The organism is Pirellulales bacterium (assembly GCA_036490175.1).
Taxonomy (GTDB): Bacteria; Planctomycetota; Planctomycetia; order Pirellulales; family JACPPG01; genus JACPPG01.
Genome location: DASXEJ010000363.1, coordinates 35001 through 58608 on the forward strand (window position 1 = coordinate 35001; position 23608 = coordinate 58608).

General features: G+C 58.9%; 15 protein-coding genes and 3 tRNA genes. 8 read left to right on the forward strand and 10 right to left on the reverse strand.

Annotation, left to right across the window (positions count from 1 at the left end):
* Positions 1-109: 109 nt before the first annotated feature.
* The 3 genes from VGG64_28150 to VGG64_28160 all read right to left on the reverse strand — a co-directional run bounded on the left by VGG64_28150 (position 110) and on the right by VGG64_28160 (position 4290).
* Positions 110-1171, reverse strand: a complete 1062-nt coding sequence (locus VGG64_28150) for a BON domain-containing protein (protein ID HEY1603508.1) — start codon at positions 1169-1171, stop codon at positions 110-112.
* Between the two features lie 544 nt (positions 1172-1715).
* Positions 1716-1997: a hypothetical protein gene (locus VGG64_28155; GenBank protein HEY1603509.1), complete on the reverse strand. Its 282-nt coding sequence runs from the start codon at positions 1995-1997 to the stop codon at positions 1716-1718.
* Between the two features lie 337 nt (positions 1998-2334).
* Entirely contained in the window at positions 2335-4290 is a 1956-nt protein-coding gene (locus tag VGG64_28160; GenBank protein HEY1603510.1) for a thioredoxin-like domain-containing protein, read from the reverse strand.
* A 352-nt stretch (positions 4291-4642) separates the two neighbouring features.
* Between VGG64_28160 and VGG64_28165 the strand changes: the two genes are divergently transcribed.
* The 3 genes from VGG64_28165 to VGG64_28175 all read left to right on the forward strand — a co-directional run bounded on the left by VGG64_28165 (position 4643) and on the right by VGG64_28175 (position 6617).
* Positions 4643-4716, forward strand: a tRNA-Ile gene (locus tag VGG64_28165).
* 163 nt (positions 4717-4879) lie between these two features.
* Positions 4880-4952 (forward strand) — tRNA-Ala (locus VGG64_28170).
* Between the two features lie 534 nt (positions 4953-5486).
* Entirely contained in the window at positions 5487-6617 is a 1131-nt protein-coding gene (locus tag VGG64_28175) for a DUF3466 family protein (protein ID HEY1603511.1), read from the forward strand.
* 38 nt (positions 6618-6655) lie between these two features.
* On the opposite strand, the gene VGG64_28180 is transcribed toward VGG64_28175, so the two are convergent.
* The 5 genes from VGG64_28180 to VGG64_28200 form a co-directional block, all read right to left on the reverse strand.
* The gene (locus VGG64_28180; protein ID HEY1603512.1) at positions 6656-7747 is read right to left on the reverse strand and encodes a zinc-binding dehydrogenase; all 1092 of its coding nucleotides are present in this window, start codon (positions 7745-7747) and stop codon (positions 6656-6658) included.
* A 266-nt stretch (positions 7748-8013) separates the two neighbouring features.
* Positions 8014-9033 (reverse strand): peptidyl-alpha-hydroxyglycine alpha-amidating lyase family protein, encoded by a 1020-nt coding sequence (locus VGG64_28185; protein ID HEY1603513.1) that lies wholly within the window; start codon positions 9031-9033, stop codon positions 8014-8016.
* Positions 9030-10286 (reverse strand): MFS transporter, encoded by a 1257-nt coding sequence (locus VGG64_28190; protein ID HEY1603514.1) that lies wholly within the window; start codon positions 10284-10286, stop codon positions 9030-9032. Before VGG64_28190 ends, VGG64_28185 begins: the two co-directional genes overlap by 4 nt.
* A gap of 194 nt (positions 10287-10480) precedes the next feature.
* Positions 10481-12043 (reverse strand): DUF1501 domain-containing protein, encoded by a 1563-nt coding sequence (locus VGG64_28195; GenBank protein ID HEY1603515.1) that lies wholly within the window; start codon positions 12041-12043, stop codon positions 10481-10483.
* Positions 11998-15072, reverse strand: a complete 3075-nt coding sequence (locus VGG64_28200) for a PSD1 and planctomycete cytochrome C domain-containing protein (GenBank protein ID HEY1603516.1) — start codon at positions 15070-15072, stop codon at positions 11998-12000. Before VGG64_28200 ends, VGG64_28195 begins: the two co-directional genes overlap by 46 nt.
* A gap of 397 nt (positions 15073-15469) precedes the next feature.
* On the opposite strand from VGG64_28200, the gene VGG64_28205 reads away from it, so the two are divergent.
* The 3 genes from VGG64_28205 (at position 15470) to VGG64_28215 (ending at position 20120) form a co-directional block, all read left to right on the forward strand.
* A tRNA-Val gene (locus VGG64_28205) sits at positions 15470-15543 on the forward strand.
* A gap of 115 nt (positions 15544-15658) precedes the next feature.
* Positions 15659-16735, forward strand: coding sequence for a tyrosine-type recombinase/integrase (locus VGG64_28210; protein HEY1603517.1), 1077 nt, complete (start codon positions 15659-15661; stop codon positions 16733-16735).
* Between the two features lie 844 nt (positions 16736-17579).
* Positions 17580-20120: a hypothetical protein gene (locus tag VGG64_28215; GenBank protein HEY1603518.1), complete on the forward strand. Its 2541-nt coding sequence runs from the start codon at positions 17580-17582 to the stop codon at positions 20118-20120.
* Positions 20121-20129: 9 nt separating this feature from the next.
* Here VGG64_28215 and VGG64_28220 read toward each other — a convergent pair whose 3' ends face one another.
* Positions 20130-20615 (reverse strand): hypothetical protein, encoded by a 486-nt coding sequence (locus tag VGG64_28220; protein ID HEY1603519.1) that lies wholly within the window; start codon positions 20613-20615, stop codon positions 20130-20132.
* Between the two features lie 129 nt (positions 20616-20744).
* Between VGG64_28220 and VGG64_28225 the strand changes: the two genes are divergently transcribed.
* The gene (locus VGG64_28225) at positions 20745-20879 is read left to right on the forward strand and encodes a hypothetical protein (GenBank protein HEY1603520.1); all 135 of its coding nucleotides are present in this window, start codon (positions 20745-20747) and stop codon (positions 20877-20879) included.
* A 484-nt stretch (positions 20880-21363) separates the two neighbouring features.
* Positions 21364-22407: a serine/threonine-protein kinase gene (locus tag VGG64_28230; GenBank protein ID HEY1603521.1), complete on the forward strand. Its 1044-nt coding sequence runs from the start codon at positions 21364-21366 to the stop codon at positions 22405-22407.
* A gap of 810 nt (positions 22408-23217) precedes the next feature.
* Here VGG64_28230 and VGG64_28235 read toward each other — a convergent pair.
* Positions 23218-23409 (reverse strand): hypothetical protein, encoded by a 192-nt coding sequence (locus VGG64_28235; protein HEY1603522.1) that lies wholly within the window; start codon positions 23407-23409, stop codon positions 23218-23220.
* Between the last annotated feature and the right edge of the window lie 199 nt (positions 23410-23608).

Here is a 23608-nt window from a genome sequence, read left to right on the forward strand (position 1 = left end):
CCGATGACCTGCCGCAGACGTGAAGTGGTGAACAGCAATCCACAACAAAAAAGGCCCCAGTGCAAATGCACTGGGGCCGGAATTAGCGCGTCGTTATCGCGTGTGACAACTACTGCTTGAAGTTCAGCATCCACCACCCGTCGTCCCATTCGAGCATCACCTTGCGCCAGCCGAGCGGCACTTGCGGATACGGATAGAACGGGCCGATGTACGGCCAGGCCGTGGGCGAGTATTGCCGAGGGTACGCCACCGCGGCATAGTTCGGCGCGGCCGCATAACTGGGCCAGGCGTAGTTCGGCATGTGCGGCTGGTCATAGCGAGCTGGTGCTACGCCTCCGCCGACGGCAGGCACTGACATCGGCATAGGACCGCCGCCCCCACCGCCGCCCCCATATGGTCCGCCGCCCATGCCTCCCATCGCACCTGGTGGGCATTGCCCCATCATGGCACCGCCCGCTGCACCGGCCATCGCCAAGGGAGCCATGGCCATACGCATGGGCCCTGGCATTTGCCCCTGCATGGGTCCTTGCATTGGCCCTTGCATGGGTGGACCCTGCATTTGCGGAGCGGCCATTGCTTGGGCGTTGTCGCTTGGCGTGAACGACTGCGGCGCGTTCTGCGAAACCTGTTGGATCGAATACGCGTTAGACGTTGCGCCGGACGGGCGTTTGGCCATGGCGTTAGGCTGTTTGGGTCGACGTTTGGTTGCCACTGCCTTGGTGTTGCCTGTCGCTTTGGCGCTGGCAGTGGATTGGGCCGGCAGCGACGGGTCCGGGAAGATCGTCTTGCGGACCGTGGTCATTCCATCTTCCACAGCGTGCTGCGCGTCCTCGGCGATTTGGGCCGCCGCGACTTCAGCGTTGGAGGCTCTCGCCTTGGCCGCCTTGCTGCCGCCCTGTTTGATTTCGAGGTGATTAACCACCTTCGAAACGCCAGGCAACGCCGAGGTCATTTGGATTGCCTCGGCCATTTGCTCTTTGCTGGTGACGCGTCCTTCGAGAGACACGACGTCGCCCTTGGTCGTCACGCCAATGTTGTAATCCGACAGGCGGCCGCTGTCGCGCAGGACAGTTGCCACGGCCTGGGAAAACTCCTTGTTGTCGGCCGACGCGATGGCTGGCCAGACACTGGCGACCGCACAGGTCGCCAGCCCTAAGAAAAAGCGTCGCATGCTCCGTCCCTCCCTTTTCGATCGGCCGCGTGTAAGGATGCTTGGCGAAGGCCGCTCGGGCATTCCTTCGCATCAATGGCGGATACGTTGTGCGCGTTGTGTTCCTGCACCGACGGGCGCTAGAGTTCCCGGGCCGGATCCGCAAGCGCGAAGCCGCTGTGCATTCGCACGGAGCAATCGAGATCAGTACACGAAAGGCACTGCCAGAGGGCGGGCAGATCTCGCCACATGGCGGACAGCCCGGAAGCTTTTGTCGAACCCCCTGCGCAACCTCCTGCACGATCGAATTGCCTGAGAATAGATTTCGACCTGAAGCTGTGCCGAAGGGAGCCTTTTTTTCGATTTTGCCGCTTTTGGCGGTTTTCCGGTCGCGCCCAGATTCCGCGAAGTGCAAGTTGCGGCACGCCGAACGGCGCGGGAATGCTGCTATCACGGCGCAGCGGCGGAAAATCGAACCGGTTCAGATGCGAAAGCGCACCCCGGGCGGCCAAGGCGCGCGCACCCGCAGAATTTGGATAGAAGCCGTCGAGCGCAGACTACGATGCTAGCGTGCCATCGCCTTGCGACCGTAGTCGAAATCCCAAACGGCGGCCAGCACCATCACCGCCAGCGTTGTGCCGCAAACGACAGATCCCGAGGGGCTCGTCAACGCTGCGGCCAGGGTCGTGGCGCCCACGAGCGCCATCAGCAGCAGAAAGACCCACTGCGAAGCAGGTTGGCGGTGCGAGCCTTGATGAACGCGTGCCAGCCAGGCACTGGCGAGGCCCAGGATTTGTATCGCGGCCAACCACCACAAAGGAAGAAACGGGCGTACTTCGTGTAGCATCGCGGCTCCACATCCATGCGGAAAAGCGAAAGCCAAGGTCGTGCCGCTCAGCGGGTCTGACACGACTTGGAAAAACGACCGCGGCCGGCACGCGGGCATGCCTGTATCGCGGGGCCGGCATCCTGCGCAGCCTCATGCGGCCCGCAGTAGCGAGTGGCGTGCCGCGGCGCAGTTTTTTTTCGCCTGTTGGACGCAAGCATTGGGCGAACTGCAATCGTCCCGCGTGTTTGCGCAAAAAAAACCTCGACGCAGAGTTTCGTCTCTGCGTCGAGGCGTGTGGCATGCTAGCAGGTCTGGCGCAATGCCGAACTTGCAGATTTTACAATCTACGTAGCGATTACTTCTTGGCGCGATTGGCCGTCGCGGGACGCAGCAGATTGCCTACTTCACGTTCGAGCTCTGTGATGTGGACGCTGCGATTCACGACCTTGCCGTCCTTGCCCAAGAGGATCATCGTCGGCAGGGTCAGGATTCCCATTTCGTTAGCCAAGCGGCTGTCGAGTCCGCCTGGCTCGAACAATTGCGGCCAGAGGAGCTTGTGGTTCGCCAGGTACTCCTTGAGATCTTCCGGTTTGTTGTCGAGGCTGACGCCAATGATGATCAGTCCATCCTTGGCGAACTCGGCCTGTACTTCCTTGAGTTGGGCCAGGTCGACGACGGCCGGCTCGCACCACGTGGCCCAATACTGGATCAGCACGGCCTTGTCCTTGAACTGGGCCACGTCGATCTTGGGATTCTTGAGGTTGATGGCCGGGTTGACGTTGTTCCCCTGGACACGAATCACCTTGCCGACGCTATCCAAGCGAACGACGGCGCCCGCAGCTTTTTTGGCCGTGCCCGAATCGGGGAAGTTCGATCGGATTTCGCCGTACCACTTCTTGGCTTCGTCATCCTGGCCGGCGAACTCTTGGGCCATGGCCAACTGCAACATAGCCTCGGGCGTGTCAGCGGCCTTGGGGTGATCTTTGACGAACTTTTCGAGGTTTGCCAGCCAGGCCGCCTGCACCTTGCTGAAGTCTGCATTTGGTGCCGAAAGATCGCGACCATATTGCGCCGACAGGTAACGGAACTCGACGTAGGATGCCAGCTCTTCGCCGGCTGGATCCTTGGCCAGTTTGGCGTGCAATTCCGCCAATCGTTCGACGCCGGCGGGCCAATTACCCGACTGCACTGTGGCGCTCATGAAGTCAGCAGCCTGCCGGATCCACTGCGACCGATCCTCGGGCGATGTGACAATGCTGGCAATCTCTTGCAGGATGCGTGCCTTCTGGCCGGCGATTTCGCCCTGTTCCGCGGGATTAGCCGCCTCGTCCGCCAGCTTATCGAGGCGTTCTAGCTCTTGAAGAAGTTTCGGCGGCGGGCCGCCGGCCGAGGCGCTATCGCCATTCTCGTCGCGTTCGCCGGTACGGGGTGCCGAGAACATGCCGTTATTGGCCAGTTCGGCGTTCCCTTCTCCTTCGATTTGCGGCGGAGCGATCAGTCGCCAGGTATCGCCCACGCGCACCAGGGTGCCCAATTGCAGTTGAATGTGCTTGCCGCCACTCTCGGCGACGACCACGGCGTTCTCGTAGACCATCAGATCCTTGGTCGATCCATCGGTGCCGGCCGGAACCATGCCCGGCCGCGAGCCGCCGAATTGCATCCAGCGGCAATCGCCCGCGAGTGCCTTTTGGCTGGCAGTCAGTTTGCGGAAGTCTTCGGGCGCGGCCGTGAGCTTGGCCTTCAACTCGTCGCTCTTGGCGTCGCTCAGGCCGAGGGCCTTCAGCTCGTCGGCCGCGAGCAGCAAGCGGCTAAAGCGCGCGGCGTCTTTTTCGGCCAAGGCACGTACCAATTCGTCGCTGGCCTCTTCGGCAGAGATCTCTTTCCAGCGGTCGATCTTGCCGTCTTCGTTCGTATCGATGCCCCAGCGTACGCCGGCCGTGTTGAACCAGCGGCATTGATCGGGCTTGCCGTTGAAATCGGCATCGATGTCGCGATAGACCTCGAGACCGTCGACGTAATAGCTCCACTGGTCGACGACGTTGTCGGCGTTCGTATCGACAAAGCGCCGCAGCATCTGGCCCGCCTTATCGCGAATCACCCAGCCGGTTTGATTATTGAACTTCTCGGCTTTGATCGTGCATTTTTCGATGTCTTCCTTGTCGGGCAAGGAGTAGTCGACGTTCTTTTGAGTCGGCGTCAGCTTGAGGGCGTCGGCGACCGTCGGACCGGCCTGGGCCGTTTCGCTGGCAAGCGCCGCCAGCATTAAGGTCGCGACTCCACTCGAACGGCGAATGTAGACGGCGATAGACATCGTGCGATTTCCTTTTCTGACCAAATAGCATCCCAAGCGCAGCGCAAACCTATGTGGGTTGATCTTCGGCCGGTCCGATCGGGTAACATGATTGAATCGTAGCGATTTTCCGGGTCTGAGACCGGTCCCCCACCTGCGGCCGGTACGCTGTCGGGCGAGCGGTAATTCGCGGGCGGATTTGCACAAGAAGAGCGAATCACGCCGGCTGGGATGAGGGCGTAGACCAGCGGTTTGACAGCGTTAGCCCGGGACATAGAATAGCCGGTTCGCGGTAAATTCCCGGCGAGACGCCCGAGGCGCCTCCGCTGGCATCGGACGCTCGCAGCGCCGAACGCCATTGGGGCAACCGTGCGGGCGCATAGCTCAGTTGGTTAGAGCGCGGCCCTGATAAGGCCGAGGTCCCAAGTTCGAGTCTTGGTGCGCCCATTTTGTCTCATACCCGGGCGGCTGGGGAAACCCGTTCGGGCCGCCCGCACGTGGTGGCAAAGCTGGTAGCGGTGCTACGACAACGCGACCGCCGCGCTATTGTCACTACTGCGTTACGATGAGAGCCTTTGCAGACACGGGCAGGAACGGAAGATTGTTTTTTGGGGACGTAGCTCAATTGGGAGAGCACCGGCTTTGCAAGCCGGGGGTTGAGGGTTCGATCCCCTTCGTCTCCACTTTTGCGTTGCAGTGGTTCTGGAAGTCCGTCGCCTTACCGAATGCTTCGGATTGTCGCATTACCGAAGCTTGATTTCTCGTTGTGACGGGAGAGTGTTCGGCGGGCGTTCGCCATGACAGCGCGCGGCCAATTGAAGTTGACCGTGGCCCATCAAAACAGATACAACGTCGGTGCTTCGCATTAGGGCGGTAGCCCCTGTAGCAACGAGCAAAGCTGCTGATATTCAGCCGGCGCGCATCCTCGCATCTGGGAAAAAAAAAGGGGCCGCTCTTGACTTGATTTCAGTTCAAGTCTCCACGCGTCGGCCCAGTCGACAAATAACGTCAGTAGCGCAATCACGCCAGGGTGCGTACCCCATTGACCGGTGTCAAGTACGTTCGTCGGTCTTCACAGAGGCCAATTCCCTTGCGAGTTGCCGTACCGGTTTGCAGGCGCCCGCGCCAATCCGACGACACGAAGTTCGGCGGCTGTGCTCTGCTTAGGATCATTACTGACGGAGCCATCACGAATGTGGTACTGGATCTTGCGTCTCATGCCAGTCGTCTTGGTCGCACTGTTGAACACGGGACTGTCCAGCGCCATCACGTACAATGTTACAGACCTTAACACGCTGCCGGGCGATGCGTCCAGCATCGCGTATGGAATCAATGATAATGGTCAAATCGTTGGCAAGTCGGGCGCCTTCGAGAATGGCAACTTTATCGGTCGTGCATTTCTGTATCAGGCCGGTTCAATGCTCCAGCTGAGCGGCCCCAATAGTGCCGCCAACGGCATCAATAACGATGGCGACGTGGCGGGTGCTGTCGGACCGAGCGCCTCTTTGTATAGCGGCGGGATCATGCAAAACATCGGCGCGCTGCTGCCCCCCAGCCCTATATATCAGTCGAGCATCGCAACGGCCGTCAACGCCGGTGACCAGGTCGTCGGCTATAGGACTTACATGCAAGGCGAAGGCTTCGTGCAAGATGCGTTCCTGTATAGCGCTGGAACGGCGGTGGAATTTCATTCGTTGGGGTTGCCCAATGGCAGTGTTGCCTACGGAATCAACACGGCCGGCAACGTTGTAGGTACTGGATCATCCGACACTTATTTCAACCACGCCTTCCTGTACGACGGCACCTCGGTACACGACCTCGGAACTCTCGGCGGTCCCACGAGCACCGCATATGGCATCAACGACAACGGTGATGTCGTCGGGAGCGCTGATCAACATGAAATCTTCGGTACGAACCAACCGGGCGCCTTCCTGTACAGCGGCGGTGCGATGCACTATCTCGGCTCGCTAGGCGTTTTCCCGGACCCAATGCTCCCTTTACCGAGCGAGGCGCTCGCCATTAACAATAGCGGCGAGATCGTCGGCGATGCATTTGTAATTTCAGATGTGGGGATGCACGACGAGGTTATACATGCGTTCGTCTACGCTGGCGGTACGATGACAGACCTCAATACCCTGATTGACCCGAACTCGGGCTGGGTCCTCGAAAAAGCGACCGCTCTGAATGATCTTGGGCAGATTGTCGGCTATGGCATGCTGGCCAACGGCCAAACGCACGCCTTTCTATTGACCCCCGTGCCGGAACCAGCGACGCTCATCCTGGCAGTTCTCGGCGTCAGCATTACTTGCGTTCGTCATGCGCGCAAGAGGGACCTATCTATCGTTTAGTAGCCGGTCCATTGCTGAAATAGAAAACGCGGCCGGCCTTACTGGGCCATCACGACCTGCGCCGGATTGATTGCCTGATACTTCCCTTTGTGCGCTGTGATCTCGAAGGCTTGCGGGACCGATTCGATCCCTTCGAGGATGTGCGTGATCGTCGGCTTCATGCGAATCCGCCCGGACGCGACCAGCCGCACGGTGTGTTCCAAATGCGCGTGTGTGCTGACGTCGGGGAAGACGTAGCGCAGGCTGCGCTCGCGCATCTGGTCGACGTTCAATTCCAGCGGGCCGCCGAAGAATGACACGCCCACGATCTTGCCGCCCGAGCGCACAGCGTCGAGGGCCTGAATGAGCGTTTGATGGCCAGCCAGGCCCTGCTTGGGACTGCCGCCGGCGCATTCGAAGACGACATCCGCGCCGATGCCGTGGGTCAGCTCGCGGATTGTGGCGACGACGTCGCAAGTGCGGGCATTCAGCGCATGATCCGCTCCCAGCGCGCGCGACATCTCGCACGCTTCGTCACGAACATCGACCGTGATGATTTGACCGGCACCGCTAAGCCGCGCGACCTGCAAGCACTCGATGCCCATGCTCCCTTGGCCGAAGATCGCTACGCTGTCGCACATTTGCAGGCCGGCCGTCTCGACGGCCGCCACACTATCGCTCAACGATTGCAGGCAGGCCGCTTCGCTATCGTCGATGCGGTCGTCGACCTTCACCAGAGCGATTTCCGGCAAGGCCGCCAACTCGGCAAAGCAGCCGGGCAGATCGAACCCCAGCACCGGCCCAAGACGGCACAATTGGCTGCGCTCGGACCGACATTGCGGGCACTTGCCGCAGGGCAACTTGGCCCGCGCCGCCACGCGGTCACCGGGCTGAAACCGGGTCACATCGCGGCCCACCTCGACGATGCGGGCACAGAACTCATGGCCGAACAATTGCAGCGGGGCTTCGGTATCAAGGCGCCGCTTGACGCGCTCGTAGGCCAGCGTTGGTATGCCCTGCGCCAACTGCGCCTCGGTAACGCTGGGCTGCACATAAAGCGGCCGGGCAATCACGTGATCCGGTTGCAACGCCGGCTCAGGAATGTCGTCGAGCCGCATATCGCCAAACCCATGGAAACGCCAGGCTTTCATCGTTCGATCCTAAATGCCTAAACAAACTTCAATCCGACGCTGTGCCACTCGAATAGTCCAAGTACCGAACCTGCTGCGGTCGATTTGTGCTCACAAAAAATGTAAGAGAATAATTCCGAAGCACGAATCACGCGAATGAGATTTCCACGTACACGTCTTTATTCGTGCAATTCGTGTGATTCGTGGCTAATAAATTGTTGTCCTGATTCCCGCTGCGAGTCCCTGTGCCTCCGAGCCTCCGTGGTGCAATTCTGCGACTGCCGCTCTTAATGGCGCGTAAATTTCTGCAACGTATGGCAATCGGGCGAGACCAGCCCGCGGTTGCCGCCGGCGGACATGACGACTTCGGCGACGTAAATGTCGCCGCGCGAGTCGACCCAAATGTCGTGCGGCGCGAAGAAATCGCCAGCAGCGCACGGGTCGTCGCCGCCCCCCCATCGCGCGCGCAGCTTTCCGCTGCGATCGAAAATACTTACTCGTCCGCCAGTGGCATCGGGGCTGGGGGCAACCGTGCCAGGCCACATGCCGGCGCGATAGCCCAACTCGGCTACGAACACATCGCCCGTGGGATCGATAAACACCTGGCACGGTCGAGCGATTTCGGTCCACTCGTCGCGATAGACACCATCCGCCGAGAAGCGCTGGATGCGGCTATTCTCTCGGTCGGCCACATAGACGGTTCCCGCCGCGTCGACAGCAATGCCATGCGGCACACGGAACTGTCCCGGCCCGCTTCCCGGTTCTCCCCAGGAGAGGATCAATTCCCCGTTGGGGGCAAACTTGTGAACCCGCGCGTTGCCATAGCCGTCGGCCACATAGATTGCGCCGTCGGGGGCGAGCGCCAGGTTGGTAGGAAAATGAAATGGCCGGCCGGCATGCGTGATCGTGCGAAAATCAATGCTCGTGGCGCCCGTGTCGGCAGGACGCCCGCTCGTGCCCAGCGTGAGCAGCAGTTTCCCTTCGGGCGTAAATTTGCGCACCGTATGGTCGAGGTCATCGGTCGTGTACACAGAGTCGTCGGGCCCGATGAAGATGCCATGCGCGCGGGCGAACATCCCCGTGCCCCACGACCGCAAAAAAGTGCCGTCCGCGGCGAACACGATCACCGGCTGCTCACCCCGGTTGAAAACGTAGACCTGGTCGTGGCCGTCGGTGGCGATGGCCGAGACCTCCGTCCACTTGTAGCCCGCTGGCAATTGGGCCCAACGGTCGCAAGCCTCGTAGCCGAAGTCGCGGCAACTACCTGTCGTCAGCGCAGAATTTTCGAGAGGGGGTCTGCTCGTCATGGCTGCTCTTGCCCGGCTGCGATTCTTTCTTCCGGCGCGTCGGGCATTAACCACGCGATGCCGGCAGCGGGAATAAACAGAAATCCGGCGAACAGCATCGCTAATCGCGAGTCGCCGACGTGCGAAAACAATCCAAACACCACCGTGCCCAGGCCAGCGGCGATCCGGCCGAAGTTATAGCAAAATCCTGCCCCGGTCGTGCGCAGCAGCGTGGGAAAGAGTGGGGGCAAGTACATGGTGAACAAGCCAAACAAGCCTTGGCAGACTCCGATGGCCGCCAATCCATACCACAGCGAATTGTGATCGCGCGGCACCCCGTACGTAACTGCGAGCGACACGAAGTATCCCAGGCACAACACGGCGATTGCCCGCCGATAACGAAAGCGACGTGCCAAGGCCGCGGCCAGGAAGTTTCCGACGATCGACATGATCATCACCAACCACACTGCCTTGCTCACCAGATGACCGCGTTCGGCAGCGGTCCAGTCGGCAAGCTCTGGCAGGTTCCGCAATTGCTGCGCGTACCAGAACATGAAGGCCCAATGTGCCGTCAGCGCCAGGCCGCAGACCAGCAACGTCAAGATCGTCACGCGCCGGACCGGCGAGCGAAATAAATCGCCGAATGGCGGCTGGGCATGGGCCGCGTTGGCTTTGGCCGTGTGCCACTCTTCGGGCTCGGGGACGGCACGGCGAATCCACAGGACCAGTAGCGCAGGCAATACCCCGACTAGGAATACTGTCCGCGGCGAGTGATCGGCCAGCAGGAAAATGGCCAGCCCGGCAAGCATGACACCCAAGTTCACGCCGGTTTGCAGTACGGCGGCCATCCACGGTCGCCAACGTTGCGGCCAGGTCTCGCTCAACAGCGACGCGCCCACGGCCCACTCGCCGCCGATGCCAAGCGCCGCCAAAAATCGCAAGATCATCAGCTGCCACCACGTCTGCGCGAAGTACGACAGACCAGTGAAAATCGCGTAGGTCAAAATCGTCGCCATCAATGCCCGGCTGCGCCCCAGCCGATCGGCGATGCGACCAAAGAAACCGCCTCCTAGCGCCCAGCCGAACAAGAACGCGGCCTGGATCCAGGAACTGTAGTAGCCGACGCTGGGGTCCTTTTGATCGGTTACATCCAATAACTCTGCCACGAAGGGCGTCGCCACCAGTATGTACAGGTGCATGTCCAGCCCGTCGAACAACCAACCAAGCCAGGCCGCGATACCGGACTTCCATTGCTCGGGAGAGAGGTCGCTCAAGCGCGCGGCTTGCTGGTCCTGGGCAGTAGCGCTTGGTTGCTGAGCGAAAGGCTGTGGCCGGGGCGGCTTTAAGGGTTCTATGCGTGTCACTGCGCCTATTAAAAGTAAGAGGTGCGAGCCGTCGGGCATGCTGGCTCAAGGAATCGTTCACTGCGGGATGGCGTCCGACGATGGCGCCATGTTGAGGATGCGCCCTAACCCAATACCTCCTTTACCACGCGGGCTCCGTTCACGCCGGTCAGCTTCTCTTTCAGACCGTTTTGTTCTAGGAACAGTTCCTCGTGGTCGAGGCCTAACAGGTGCAGAATCGTCGCGTGCCAGTCAGGTACGCTAACGCGGTTCTCGACGGATGCAAGCCCCAGCTCATCGGTAGCGCCATACGTCAGGCCCCCTTTGACTCCTGCGCCGGCCATCCAGGTGCAGAAGGCGTTTTTATTGTGATCCCGGCCGGCAGTGTGCTCGCTCTTGTCGGCGGCCAACTGTGCGATGGGAAGGCGGCCGAATTCTCCGCCCCATACGACCAGTGTGTCGTCCAGCAGGCCGCGCTGCTTGAGATCGCGCAACAGACCTGCGATCGGCAGGTCGGTGCGCTCGCAGGCCCCCTTCAGGCCCGCGGCCAGGCCGGTGTGATTGTCCCAAATCTGCCCATTGATATAGAGCTGCACGAAGCGCACGCCCCGCTCGACCAATCGCCGCGCGATCAGGCAGCGGCGGCCGTAAGAATCGGTCGGCTCTTTGCCGATGCCGTACATTTCGTGCGTTTGCGCCGTTTCGCGTGACAAATCCAGGGCGTCGGTCGCGGCGACTTGCATCCGCGCCGCGAGTTCGTAGCTGGCAATCCGCGCGTCGAGATTCGGCTGGCCGGGCCGGCCGCGTTTGTGAATCGCGTCTAACCGCGCGAGCAGATCCTGCTCCATCGCACGCAGCGCGGGGGGGCGATCGACGTCGGGCCGCAGATTGAGAACCGGAGATCCCGTCGAGCGAAATCGTGTCCCTTGGAACACGGGTGGCAGAAAGCCCGCTTGCCAGTTGTCGACCCCATTGATGGGCAGCCCCAACGGATCGTCGAGGACAACATACGCGGGCAGATTCTGATTCTCGCTTCCTAATCCATAAACGACCCATGACCCCAGCGTTGGCCGCCCGGGTCCCATCTTGCCGGTCTGAACCAGATAAATCGCGGGTTCATGCGTGAGATTGGTCGTGTACATCGAACGAATCAGTGCCAGGTCGTCGACCTGTCGAGCCAGGTGAGGCAATGCGTCCGACACCCACATGCCGCATTGGCCATGCTGCGCGAATTTGAACGGACTGCGCATGATGGCCCCGGCGCTTTGCGGGTTTTCGACCTCGCCGGCAATCTTGCTGAAATAGGCCTCGCCGTGATGCTGGTCGAGCGCCGGCTTGGGGTCGAACAAATCCATCTGGCTCGGCCCGCCATTCATGAACAGATGGATCACGGTCCGGGCGCGCGGCGCGATATGAGGCGGCCGCGGGGCCATATCGATGGGAGGGTGCACCGGCGATTCGGCGGCGAGCAGGCGGCGACTGCCGGCAAAATCCTGGCTCAATAAATATGCCAGCGCGGCCCCATGGATGCCGCCCGAGACGCGGTGTAAGAATCCGCGACGCGACAACGCCGCCGCGGAGGGTGGCGCCAGTTGCGTCGCTCTCTGTCTGCTGGAGTTCTTGTCGATCATGGCACCGTCCGTCAATCCACAAACAAAAATGCCGCCGAGTTCATGATCGTGTGGCACAGGGTAGTAAGTGCCTCTTGGTCTGCCGTCGGGTGATCGGGAGTGCTCGACGTGGCGGCTGCCGCACTTTTCGCGCATTCCTCACTCAAACGACGTAGGGCATCTTGGGCCACGGCCAGCTCTTCGCTCGTCGCGTGGCGCGACTGCGCGATCATATAAATATGGTCGATCTGCTTGGCCACCTCCGGGCCGGCTTCGCGCGCCACCCGGGCTGCAAATTGCTCCGCAAGCTGGCCGACCATACCGTTGTTCATCAAGTGCAGTGCTTGCGGGGCAACGGTCGAGTCGCGACGCTCGACGCAATTAGGGTTCATCTGCGGGAAATCGAAATTTTCCAGATGCGTGGGCATCTGCTTTCGCATTTGCTTGACATAGATTAAACGACGCCAGCCGCGCTCGCTGCCGACCGGGGTCATCAGACCATCGGCGCGAACCTGCACGGCATCGCCTGGCCCGAACGGTGTTTCATCTAGCCGTCCGGCTGCAACTAACAGCGCATCGTACAGCTGCTCGGCGTCGAGACGCGCCAGCGGCATTCGCGAAACCAGCGTATTATCCGGGTCGAGACGCTGGTGGGGCGGTGTCACGGCCGAGCTTTGCCGATACGTGGCGCTCGTGACCATCAGGCGGTGCATTGTTTTCTGGCTCCAACCGCGCTCGACAAATTGCGTGGCCAGCCAGTCAAGCAGCTCGGGATGAGACGGAGGCGCACCCGCCTTGCCGAAATTCCCCAGCGTCTTCACGATGCCGGTGCCGAAATGATGCTTCCACAGCCTGTTGACCATGACGCGCGCCGTGAGCGGATGATCGGGGCGAACCAACCATTTGGCGAAGGCCAGTCGTCGCCCGGTTGCATTTATGCCAGGCCAGGGTGGTTGCACGTCGAACGGCGTACGGCCATCGGTCAAAACCGCGGGCACGCCCGGCCCGACCAAACGCCCGGGAGTCAACGGATCGCCACGACGATAGATATATGTCGGCGACGGCTCGCCACGATCCCACAGTGCGTGGATTCTCGGCTCGGGTAACCTCTCGGACTGAAGCGACTTCACCTGGCGATCGGTTTCTTCCGCCAGCGTCTTGAATGCCGGATCAAGTGCGCGCAAGGCATTGTCGTCGATCCGCAATTGCGCCTCGAACTTCTCAGCCAGGTATTTTTGTATCGAGTCGCGTTGCTCGGGCACGGTAGCCAACATCGTGCGCAAATCGTCGCGCAGAGTTTCTGGCAGTTGCGCTAGACGCTCTTCGAGAACCCTCGCACGCACCGGCGCGGCTTGCCGCTCGAGAGTCGCTTGCAAGGCGCTGACACCTTGCTCGATCCGTGCGTTATTTGCTTCCCACGCGCGGCGCTCGACGGTAGTTACATAAGAAAGGTGTCGCCCGGAGAGCAAGTCCTGGCTCAAGGGACCAAGGCCGGGACGCACATCGGGTTTGAGCCAGTCGTTCTCGTCAAAGGCGCCCTTGAAGATCGCTGCCATCCGGTAATAGTCGCGATGCGGAATCGGATCGAACTTATGCGAGTGACAACGGGCACATTTGAGCGTTAATCCCAGGACAGCCGAGCCTAGCACGTCGATCTCGTCCGAGATCACTTCTAGCCGATCGTCGAGATAGCCGGTGATGTTGGCCCAGGTTGCATCTGGAGCCATCCGCAGAAAGCCGGTCGCTACCAGGTTGTCGTAGATCTCGGGCGTGATTTCCGGCGCGTGCTGGTAATCGGCCAATTCATCGCCGGCCAACTGTTCCAACAGAAACCGATCGTAGGGCTTGTCGGCGTTGAGCGAACGAATGACGTAGTCGCGGTAGCGCCAAGCATCCGAGCGGGGTAGGTCCTGTTCGCGTTTACCTTCCGAGTCGGAGTATCCGGCCACGTCCAGCCAGATGCGGCCCCAACGCTCTCCGTAGCGCGGCGAACTAAGTAGCCGATCGACCATCTTTTCATACGCGTCAGGCGCGGTATCCGCCAGAAATGCCTCGACGTCGACCGGAGCCGGTGGCAGGCCGGTCAGATCGAGCGTGACACGCCGCAACAATGTCGCGCGGTCGACCTCGGGCGCCAAGGCAATTCCTTGGCTTGCGAGCTTGTCGAGAATGAACGCGTCGATCGGGTTCCGCACGCCTGCCGCGGCATCCACTGATGGAACCGAAACGGGCCGCGGCGGCTGAAACGCCCAGAAAGCACGATCTTGGTCCGTGACAGCCAGATCTCCTGCCGTCGTGGCGACATCTGGTTCGATGGTCGCTTCGATAGCCCCCTCGCGAACCCAACGAGCGACAACATCGCATTCGCTGGCCTCGATCGGTTTGATGCTGACTTCGACTAATCTGTCGCGCGGTGGCATCTCGTTGGCCCGCACCCGCTTGATGAGCAGGCTTCCTTCCGGATCGCCTGGAATGATCGCGGGCCCCGATTTTCCGCCGCGCAGCATGCTTGCCTTGCTGCGCAAATCAAGGCCGGCCTCGTGCCGGCGTGCCCCGTGGCAAACGGTACATCTCCGCAGCATGATCGGCAGCACATCGTGCTGCGTGAGAGCAGTTTCTGCGGCATCACTTGGCGCACCTTCGCGCGGAGTGGTGTGAGCGCCGCCGTCGATCCAGCGATGCAAGGCTTCCAACTCTTGGTCGGTGAGAGGGTCTTTGTCCTCGGGGGGCATCGAGCGTTCGTGCACTTTTTCGTAAAGCAGGCTTTCGTCTGCCTTGCCTGGCACGACGACGGCGCCCGACTCGCCGCCGCGCCGTACTCCACCCGGCGACGTCAGATCGAGCTCGGCCTTGGGGGCCTCACCACCGTGGCAGCGGGCGCATTTGGCCTGCAGCATGGCGAAGACTGTTTGCTCGTCCGCCGACCTGTTCGTGGCCGCGGCCTGCTCGGCCGCTCTCAGCGTGTCAGCAGATGCCAGCAGCAGTCCAATCAGCAAGGCCCAGCAGAGCGAGAATACGCCCTGCCGCGCGAGTGAAATTCCTAGCGCGCAGCGGGACGCCGGCTTGGGACGCGTCGGCTCGTTGCGGCATTCTTCCGAAATGTGCATCAATTCCATCTACCGGTATCGCCCGCCAGAAACGTGGCCCGCCCGACCGAGGCCTACGACGCTATTAGGAGCCGAAAAACGGAACTCGATCCCAACGCTGTCGTGGTCTCGATTGTATCATCGCGCTGCTGGCCGCGACATTTCTACCGCCAGGTGCCGGGCAACCGCTTGTTCTGGCCCGCAGATGGAAGCTGGGGCTTGTCAGCCGATTTTGAGTTGGGTTTAATCGGAGTCCTTCTGGTCGGATGAGTTACGTCGAAGCGCCGCACGACAGTCAGGGCGGACGATTACTCGTCGGCTAAGATAAAATGTCGAGCCGTCGACGACTTTCTGCCGGCGTGGTAGAAAGTCAGAGACGCAAGCCATTGGCGGCAGTCGTTAGTAGGCAAGCGTTCGCGGGCGTTTAGCTCAGTTGGTTAGAGCGCTATCCTCACACGGTAGAAGTCACAGGTTCGAGTCCTGTAACGCCCATTCGTTGTAAGCCCCGCCGAAACGAGCATTTCTGTTACCTGCCGATGGTCGGCAGTGCGGCACGCAAGACGACGGAAAGTCTGTAGTCCTACAGACCATTTCCTCGGGAGGTTGCATGTCCGCACTGAAGATCCCTGCGTATCGGCGTCACAAGGCGGTTGGCCAGGCCTACGTCAACATCAACGGCCGCCAAGTCTATCTGGGCAAGTACGATTCGCCAGAGTCTCATGAACGGTACCGGCGGATCGTCGCAGAATTCTGTGCGCGACCAGCGGTCGTCGCGGCACAGTCGGTCTCGATCGATGGGTTAACCGTCGTCGAGCTCGCCGCCCTGTATTGGAAATACGCGCTGTGCTACTACACCAAAGACGGTAAGCCGTCCGGAAAACTGCCGCATGTTCGCGTTATGGTCCGCGCGCTGCGGGATCTGTACGGCGAAACTCCCGCTGCCGAATTCGGCCCGCTCAAATTGAAGGCCATGCGCCAGCACTTCATCGCAAAGGGGCTGTCACGTAATTACATCAATGACACGATCGGTGGCATCCGCCGTATATTTCGATGGGCTACAGCCGAAGAACTACTGCCGCCATCTGTGTATCAAGCTCTTGCTACCCTTCCTGGCCTAAAACGAGGGCGCACCGACGCAAGGGAAACCGATCCCGTCGAGGCAGTTGCAGACAGTCTCGTAGAAAGTACATTGCCTTTCCTGCGGCAAGTTGTTGCTGATCTAGTTCGCTTCCAGCGGTTGACAGGTTGTCGTCCTGGCGAAGCGTGCATCGTTCGGCCGGGCGACATGGATGGTACAGGCGCCATCTGGCTATACACGCCACGCCGTTTCAAAACTCAACATCACGGACGCTCCCGGGTAATTTTCGTAGGCCCGAAAGCGCAGGCAGTCTTGAAGCCCTACCTCAATCGCGGGCCGGCGGAGTACTGCTTTTCGTCGAGCAAGGCGTCACGACACTACTCCAAGGACAGCTACAACCGCGCGATCAGGAGGGCATGCGATAAGGCGAAGTTGACTATCTGGCATCCGAACCAGCTACGGCATGCGGCCGGTACCGAAGCACGTCGCCAGTTCGGACTTGAGGCGGCGCAGGTGGTTCTCGGACATAGCCAGGCGAACGTCACGCAGATTTATGCTGAACGTGACTTGTCACTGGCCGTTAAAGTGATGACGGCCATTGGGTGAGCATACGTGATATTGACTATTGCACGCTGACTTGGAAGAATCTCAACGACGCCCCTGCCTCGTGGGCGGCACCTAATGTCGGCTAAATCATGCGTGACGTAAGATCGCATGACGTAAGTCCCTCATAGAAAGGGATAACATGGTGCTTGGTGCGGCCGCTTTATTGCAGTGTTTCAGTGGCCGGTCAGTTTGGAGCAAACGCTGGGTTCCTTGCCGGAAGGCGAAAAGGAAACATAAGACGAAAGTCCTGCTGCAAACAGTAGCTGGTTTCCCCTAAAACGCCGTTTGGACAAACCCACCGCATACCACCGGGTGGCCATGCCGAGCAGGACGAAGTAGCTCGATCCGCATTGTGCGGTGAGGGCTGAGGACTTCGTTCCTGCGCGCTTTGCCGGCCTGCCGTGCCCGCCAAAAACGCCCGCTAGGAACGTGTTTCCCAGTGGGCTTCTTTATGCGCGGCGAAAGGTGGTTCCATGCTCAATGAGACACTGCTCACGATGCAACAAGCATCGAAGCAACTGCCCGGCCGTCCATCAATAGCTGCCCTGTATCGGTGGCACCTGCGCGGTGTCCGCGGCGTTCGGCTTGAAACGATCCTAATCGGCGGAAGGCGGAAGACTTCTATCGAAGCCTTCGGCAGATTTGTCGAGCGCACAAGCGCCGCCGCTACGCCTGATCGATACCAGGATCTCGCGCAAACTCACAGGCAACGGACGGCTCGTGTGGTGGCCGCGCGCCGAGTGTTGGCGAATATCTAGCGCAAAAAATAAGCCCGCCGGTTCGTGAAAACCGCGGGCTTCGTGTTCTTCATCCCCGCCGGACTAGAGCAAAGGATTGCTTGAACGTGGTTAATGCTACCAAATCACATACTGATTGGAAAGATTTACATCGAAAGATTCTCTCGGCGATCGATATTCGAACCGAATGCGAAAAACTCGGCGTGAAATTCACGGGATCGCAGCCAAATGATGGCGGTTGGCTGGCATGCCATGCTATCGGACGTGAAGACGAGAGCGCCTCGGCAGCAGTCTGCATCACTTGCAATGGACAGAAACCCGGCTGCTACACCGATCTTGGTGGAGGCGATGGCAAAGCAACCTCCTTTTGGGACTTGGCCGCAAGGCTGAATCCATCGCTCGGCGATTGGAAAGATGTACGCTCCCATTACGCCGAACGATGTGGCATCGATCTTCCGGGACGACGCAACATAGGGATGCAGAGATCGTCCAGACAATTAGCGGAACATTTGATCGAGTGGAAACCAAGCGTCACCCTCAACAATATTCTTCCCACTTGGGCTCGAGCGAAGAACATCGATCCTTGTGCCGCGATTCGCGCGGGGGCCGCCGCGTGCCGCGGTTGTGACAGTTTATGCGTCGGATTCAAAGGATTTAGGCCGGATGACTGGTCAAAGCCGACCGCGATCGTTCTATATAGATATGACGGCAAAGAGTTTGCCGCGCACAACGATCTGGCAGCTCGAAAAACGCATACTGTTGCTGGCTCAGTTGTAAGCCTGATCATTGTCGGTACGGCCGCAGAACTTGCCTGTTCAACGCACGTCTGGAAGTGCGAGGGTTTACCAGACGCCTTGGCGCTCGCCCCGCATCTACCCGCCGGTCATATCGCAGTCACCACGACTCACGGCGCAAAAAAGTTTGATCCTGCGCTAAATGATGCCTTCCGTGATAAATTTGTGGCAATATTCGGCGACGCCGACGTGCCGGGACAAGAAGGGGTCGTGATCGCGGCATCGCAACTTGTTACTGCGGCAAAAGAGGTGCGCTGCCCAGTACTGCCATACGAAATCCAGGCCAAGCACGGCAAAGATCTTCGCGACTGGTTCAGCGAGGGACGGACCATAGCCGAATTACTGACAATCATTAAGGCGACCCTCCCTTTTGCTCAGCGCGAAATCCTCGCACCGTCATTGGATGAGGTTGACCAAACCAAGGCAAGGGAAAAGGCAATTGCTCAAGTTCGTACATTCTCCAATGCCGTCGCGGTCGGATCTGGTGAAGATGAGATCGTGCTGCCTCTCACCGTACAGGAGCTACTTGCCGCTCTGTTCAACCTGACGGACAACTGGCCGAGACGTCTGGGCGATGCCTTGTTTGTACCGAAGGAAAACGGCATAAGTTGGCTTATGACCCCGCCGGCGCTCTTCGGCTGGGTTGCCGAAAAGACGAAGTCGCCAGTGTTCTGGGAGCGGCGAAAGGGATGCGTCACCAAGGAAGAGCTTTTCGCGACACTACAGCGAGTAGCAACGAACTACACCGCAATTGAACACTCCCCGCACGTACCGCCAATCGAAGGGCATTATTACGCGTGCGCACATCCTACACCTGGCGACGGAACTGCCCTGGGAGGCCTTCTCGATCGATTCTGCCCAGCGGACGACATTGATGCCGATCTTATTAAGGCGATGTTCGCAACAGCAGTCTGGGGAGGTCCCTCCGGCTCCCGGCCGGCGTTCGTGATCACGGCCGACAAGGGACGCGGCATCGGCAAGACGAAGCTAGCCGAGATGCTTGGGAGCCTGGTTGGCGGCCTCATAGATTTTAGCACCCAAGACAAAATCGATGCCATCAAAACACGCCTCCTCTCGGATGAAGGGCTGTCGAAGCGAATTGCCACATTGGATAACGTGAAGTCGTTCAAGTTTTCCTGGGCTGAACTCGAGGCGATTATCACGGCGCCGGCGATCAGTGGCCACCGAATGTACGTGGGCGAAGGATCCCGACCGAACACGTTAATGTGGATTATCACGCTCAATGGCGCCAGCCTGTCTGCCGACATGGCGCAAAGGTCGGTGATCATCAAGTTGAAGACCCCGAACCGATCGGGCACGTGGGAAGAGGAAACAGTCGGTTACATCCGGGTAAATCGCCTAGCGATCATTGCTGACCTGGTCGGATTTTTCGACGAGCCGCGATCACAGTTGGCTAAGTTTTCGCGATGGTCCGCGTGGGAGCGGGAAGTACTCTCTCGTCTTCCCGAACCGGCGGATGCTCAGCAGAGAATTCTAGAGCGCCAAGCGGAGGCCGACGTCGAGGCGGAGGAGTCGACTTTCGTCGAGGACTATTTCGGTGACCGGCTGGCGGAATTGTCGTACGACATTGATAAGGAGCGAATCCACATTCCTTCGCACATTGTTTGCAGGTGGTACAACCGGGCGGCGAATGAGAATCGTTCAGCGACAGCCATCAGCCGGTTTCTAAATCAAATGTGTAAGGAGGGGAAGTTGAAGAGTATTTCACCGAATCCATGCAAAACCGTAAGTCGCGGATTCCTGTGGACAGGATGGCAGTATGAGGAGGGAACGACGGTTAGAAACGATTTGCAGAGCAGGCATGAGGCATTCGAGCGGGATAAGCGACGATGAGCACCTAATTCAAAATACCAAGGTTCGCAATGCGACTTCCGATTTCGATCGCGGGTAGTGCGTCAGTCTGAAATCTCCTTTCGGATGGCCGTCAGTCGTTAGCTGGCAACACCCGTCGATCCGGCCGGCAACGTCTTTGGAGAAGGCCACAGCGGCCTCGGTGCCACGTGCCCCGACGTGGTGGCTGATGACGAGCTTGGTGTCGGCATCCATCGCTACCCACGTCCAAACGCTGCCGTGACCTACTGCACCGCCTTGCTTGGCCTTATCCTTGCAGCAGCAAAAACCCCAGATTTCATCCATCTGGATTGGCTTAGGTGTTACGCCTCGCACGAATACGTCGTGATAGTCCGCACAGAAGGTGCCGGCATCGGCCAACAGGCGGAGGACAGTCACCTTGCAAACCCCAGTCATACGGACCGCGGCGTTGATGCTGTTGCCTTCGACCAGGCGGGACAGCGGCTCGTTTTTCGGCTGATAGTTTTCGCATTTCAATTTCCTTGCGTGACAGTTATTGTAATGACAGTAACATTACAGTCAAGGATTGACGGTGAAGTTTTTTATCAGTACACTTATGGCATGCCACGACCAAAGAAACCAAAGGGCCAAGCTAGGGAGAAATTGATGCAGGTCCGCGTGCAGCCCAAGGAATACGACTCCTTCAAGGAAGCCGCCGATTCATCGGGACTTGACCTATCAGCGTGGGTGCGCCAGCAGCTGCTCTTGGCAGCACGCAGGGACATTCGCAAATACGGCTAGGACGCGCCATGCGATCAATCGGGTTCCGGGCAGAGAAGGACACCGTGCATTGGGCGGTGGTCGAGGGCACAGTAGACTTGCCTAAGTTGGTCGCCGAAGGGAAATTCTCGGCCCCTAAGACGGATTCCGAACCGGAGGCGCTTCATTGGTATCGCAATAAAGTGCGCCAGATGATCGAGCAACATCAGGCGCATGTGGCTGCGGTCCGATATGGGGAGACATTTCTGCAACGTGGCGCTAAAGGAAAGTCCCTCGGGAGTATGTTTGCCCGTGCGAGGATCGAGGGCGTGATCCTAGAAGCAGCATGCTCATCCAATCTAAAGGTCTTCACTGGCCAGCTCGCGCAGATATCGTCACGTCTAGACTCCCCGCGGGCTAAAGCATATCTGGAGAGCGGCGACCTTCGAGGGCTAGACTTGGCGGGCAAACCAGCTAATCGTCGAGAAGCGATCCTTGTCGCCGTAGCTGCACTTGGGGAGCCGCAATGCTAATTAAGGGGGAAATAACTTACACCCGAAAACATGAGATCGGGACTGGCCAGGGCATGCATTCTCATGTTTATCTCGCCGACGATCCGCAATTGGGGGGCGAAATAGCGGTGAAAGAAATCGACAAAGTCAATTTTGGAACAAGCGTCTCCGACTATTTCAATGAAGCCCAAGTGATGTTCCAAGTTGACCATCAAAATGTCGTGCCGATTTTGTGCGCATTCCAAACCGCTGATAAAATCTGTTTGGCAATGAGGTTTTTTAAGAACGGATCGCTGCGCAATAGAACCGTTAATGGCCCGCTAGCTCTTAAAGAAGTAACGAAGCTGGGCCAGGGTGTTCTAAGCGGTTTAATAAGTATTCATCTCAAGAACCTCATTCATTTTGACATCAAACCATCGAACATATTTTATTCGGATTCAGGCGTGCCGATGGTGGCTGATTTTGGGCAATCACGCGTGGCAGGGCCAATGGGCATCGCGTCTCGACCGGGGATGTACCTCGACGGGATTCCACCTGAATGCTATAGCGGAGTCGGTTCATTCCAGTCGGATGTTTATCAAACTGCATTGACGCTGTATCGCGCCGCAAACGGTGACGCATTCTTTGATTCTCAGCGATCTACCGATCCGCTCGAAGTGGAAACTCGCACTCTGGCGGGCGAGTTTCCGAGACGTGACAAGTTTTTGCCGCACGTCCCTAAACTGCTGCGGACCGTCATTCGCAAGGCATTAAGCCTTGATCCGGCAGATCGTTACCAAACGGCAAGCGACTTTGCTGATGCGCTCGGTAAAGTCGACATTAAAACCGACTGGCAAACGACGGCCCATCCAGGCGGCAATTTGCTATGGACGGGAAAGAAGATCGGAAAGCCGCGACTTGAGATCGAACTAATCCGAAGCGGCAATAAGTGCGATGTGCAGTTCCACAAGTGCGGCAAAAAAAAGCTGCAAATGCAGCGTAACACACTATGGAAAACAGGGCTGACAGAGAGGCAAGCCTTTCATCACCTCAAGTCATACTTTGATTCAGCAGCATAGGCTCTAGATATCGCCCAACGACCCTATTCTTAATCGGACCAAGCAAAGTTGCGGCTTTCTTCAATCGTTCGTTGAGGCAGCTGGAGCAGTACGGATTCTCCAAGTACGAGATCGACGTAACCGAGTCGGTCATATCGCTCCCACAGTAACGACAGCGATTTACGATCTGAAGAATTTGCATGGCGACCCCTACCTCCGACTTTAGCAGACATATGTACACTTACAAGCGCAGGCGTTTGAAATTGTAATCGAATTTAAGACGTGGCGCAATAGCGCAAAATACGTGCCACAAAGGATTTCCGTCGAGGAGTGCTAGCATAATCGCTACAACCTTAATGGTCGCAAGATTGCTAGCCAGGACAGGGGGACACTCAGCTAAGTCCGGCCCTTCCCGATTCGCATCCCGCCTCAAACGCTGCCCGCAGCAGCGTCATGCCCCGCTAGTCCATCTTCTGGACCCCGGCGGACCATTGCGCCCAAGCGGCTTCTAGGTCGGCTGGCAGCTTGGAATCGTCCCGGGTCGACTCCGCTACGATGCGGTGAGCGTTGACGTTGGGGTCCGGGTTGTGGGCGTGGTCGAGCGTCATGGGGACTTGACCTTGCTGAGAAAACCACCGATGCGACAGATTTCTGGCCAAAGGACGGCGGCTATTCCAACCAGGAAGAACGAATATACCAATACCACCATTGGGACAAATAGCCACGGGCACGATGATACGGCAATCGCGGCCAGGTCCGCTAACGTCCATCCGGCAGCGCCGTAGACGATTCCTCGTAGCCAATACCGGCGGTTGTGCTGGTGGTCGCGGGTCATTGGTTCCTCAGCCGGAGCAGCGATGCCGTCGATTGTGCGATCACCACAAGTCCGCCAAACAGCAGCAGGACACGGTCCCACGTGAAGCTCTCGGTCAGCAGGACCAATATCGAAAATGGCACCATGAGTAGCCCGCATGCCAATGTCAGGCGATTGATAAATCGTTCGGAGGGCGGTTCAAGCTTCATGCCCCGATTCTACCAACCGGCCCGTACCATTCCCCGGAAATCTCAGAATCAAAGTAAACCACTGATATGGTTGGACCAGTCAAGTTGGTATTCAGTTTGGTTAGGTCATGGTGTTTTTGTGCAGAAGGTCGGCCAGAGTCGGTGACGACGATAGATCACTCTGATATACGCGGGTTGGTTACCGCATGACCTGATTACG

Excerpts from the sequence above, each read along its gene's own strand:
- VGG64_28150 (HEY1603508.1), bottom strand. The coding sequence starts at position 1,171 with ATGCGACGCTTTTTCTTAGGGCTGGCGACCTGTGCGGTCGCCAGTGTC.
- VGG64_28155 (HEY1603509.1), bottom strand. The coding sequence starts at position 1,997 with ATGCTACACGAAGTACGCCCGTTTCTTCCTTTGTGGTGGTTGGCCGCG.
- VGG64_28160 (HEY1603510.1), bottom strand. The coding sequence starts at position 4,290 with ATGTCTATCGCCGTCTACATTCGCCGTTCGAGTGGAGTCGCGACCTTA.
- VGG64_28175 (HEY1603511.1), top strand. The coding sequence starts at position 5,487 with ATGCCAGTCGTCTTGGTCGCACTGTTGAACACGGGACTGTCCAGCGCC.
- VGG64_28180 (HEY1603512.1), bottom strand. The coding sequence starts at position 7,747 with ATGAAAGCCTGGCGTTTCCATGGGTTTGGCGATATGCGGCTCGACGAC.
- VGG64_28185 (HEY1603513.1), bottom strand. The coding sequence starts at position 9,033 with ATGACGAGCAGACCCCCTCTCGAAAATTCTGCGCTGACGACAGGTAGT.
- VGG64_28200 (HEY1603516.1), bottom strand. The coding sequence starts at position 15,072 with ATGCACATTTCGGAAGAATGCCGCAACGAGCCGACGCGTCCCAAGCCG.
- VGG64_28210 (HEY1603517.1), top strand. The coding sequence starts at position 15,659 with ATGTCCGCACTGAAGATCCCTGCGTATCGGCGTCACAAGGCGGTTGGC.
- VGG64_28225 (HEY1603520.1), top strand. The coding sequence starts at position 20,745 with ATGCAGGTCCGCGTGCAGCCCAAGGAATACGACTCCTTCAAGGAAGCC.
- VGG64_28230 (HEY1603521.1), top strand. The coding sequence starts at position 21,364 with ATGCTAATTAAGGGGGAAATAACTTACACCCGAAAACATGAGATCGGG.
- VGG64_28235 (HEY1603522.1), bottom strand. The coding sequence starts at position 23,409 with ATGAAGCTTGAACCGCCCTCCGAACGATTTATCAATCGCCTGACATTG.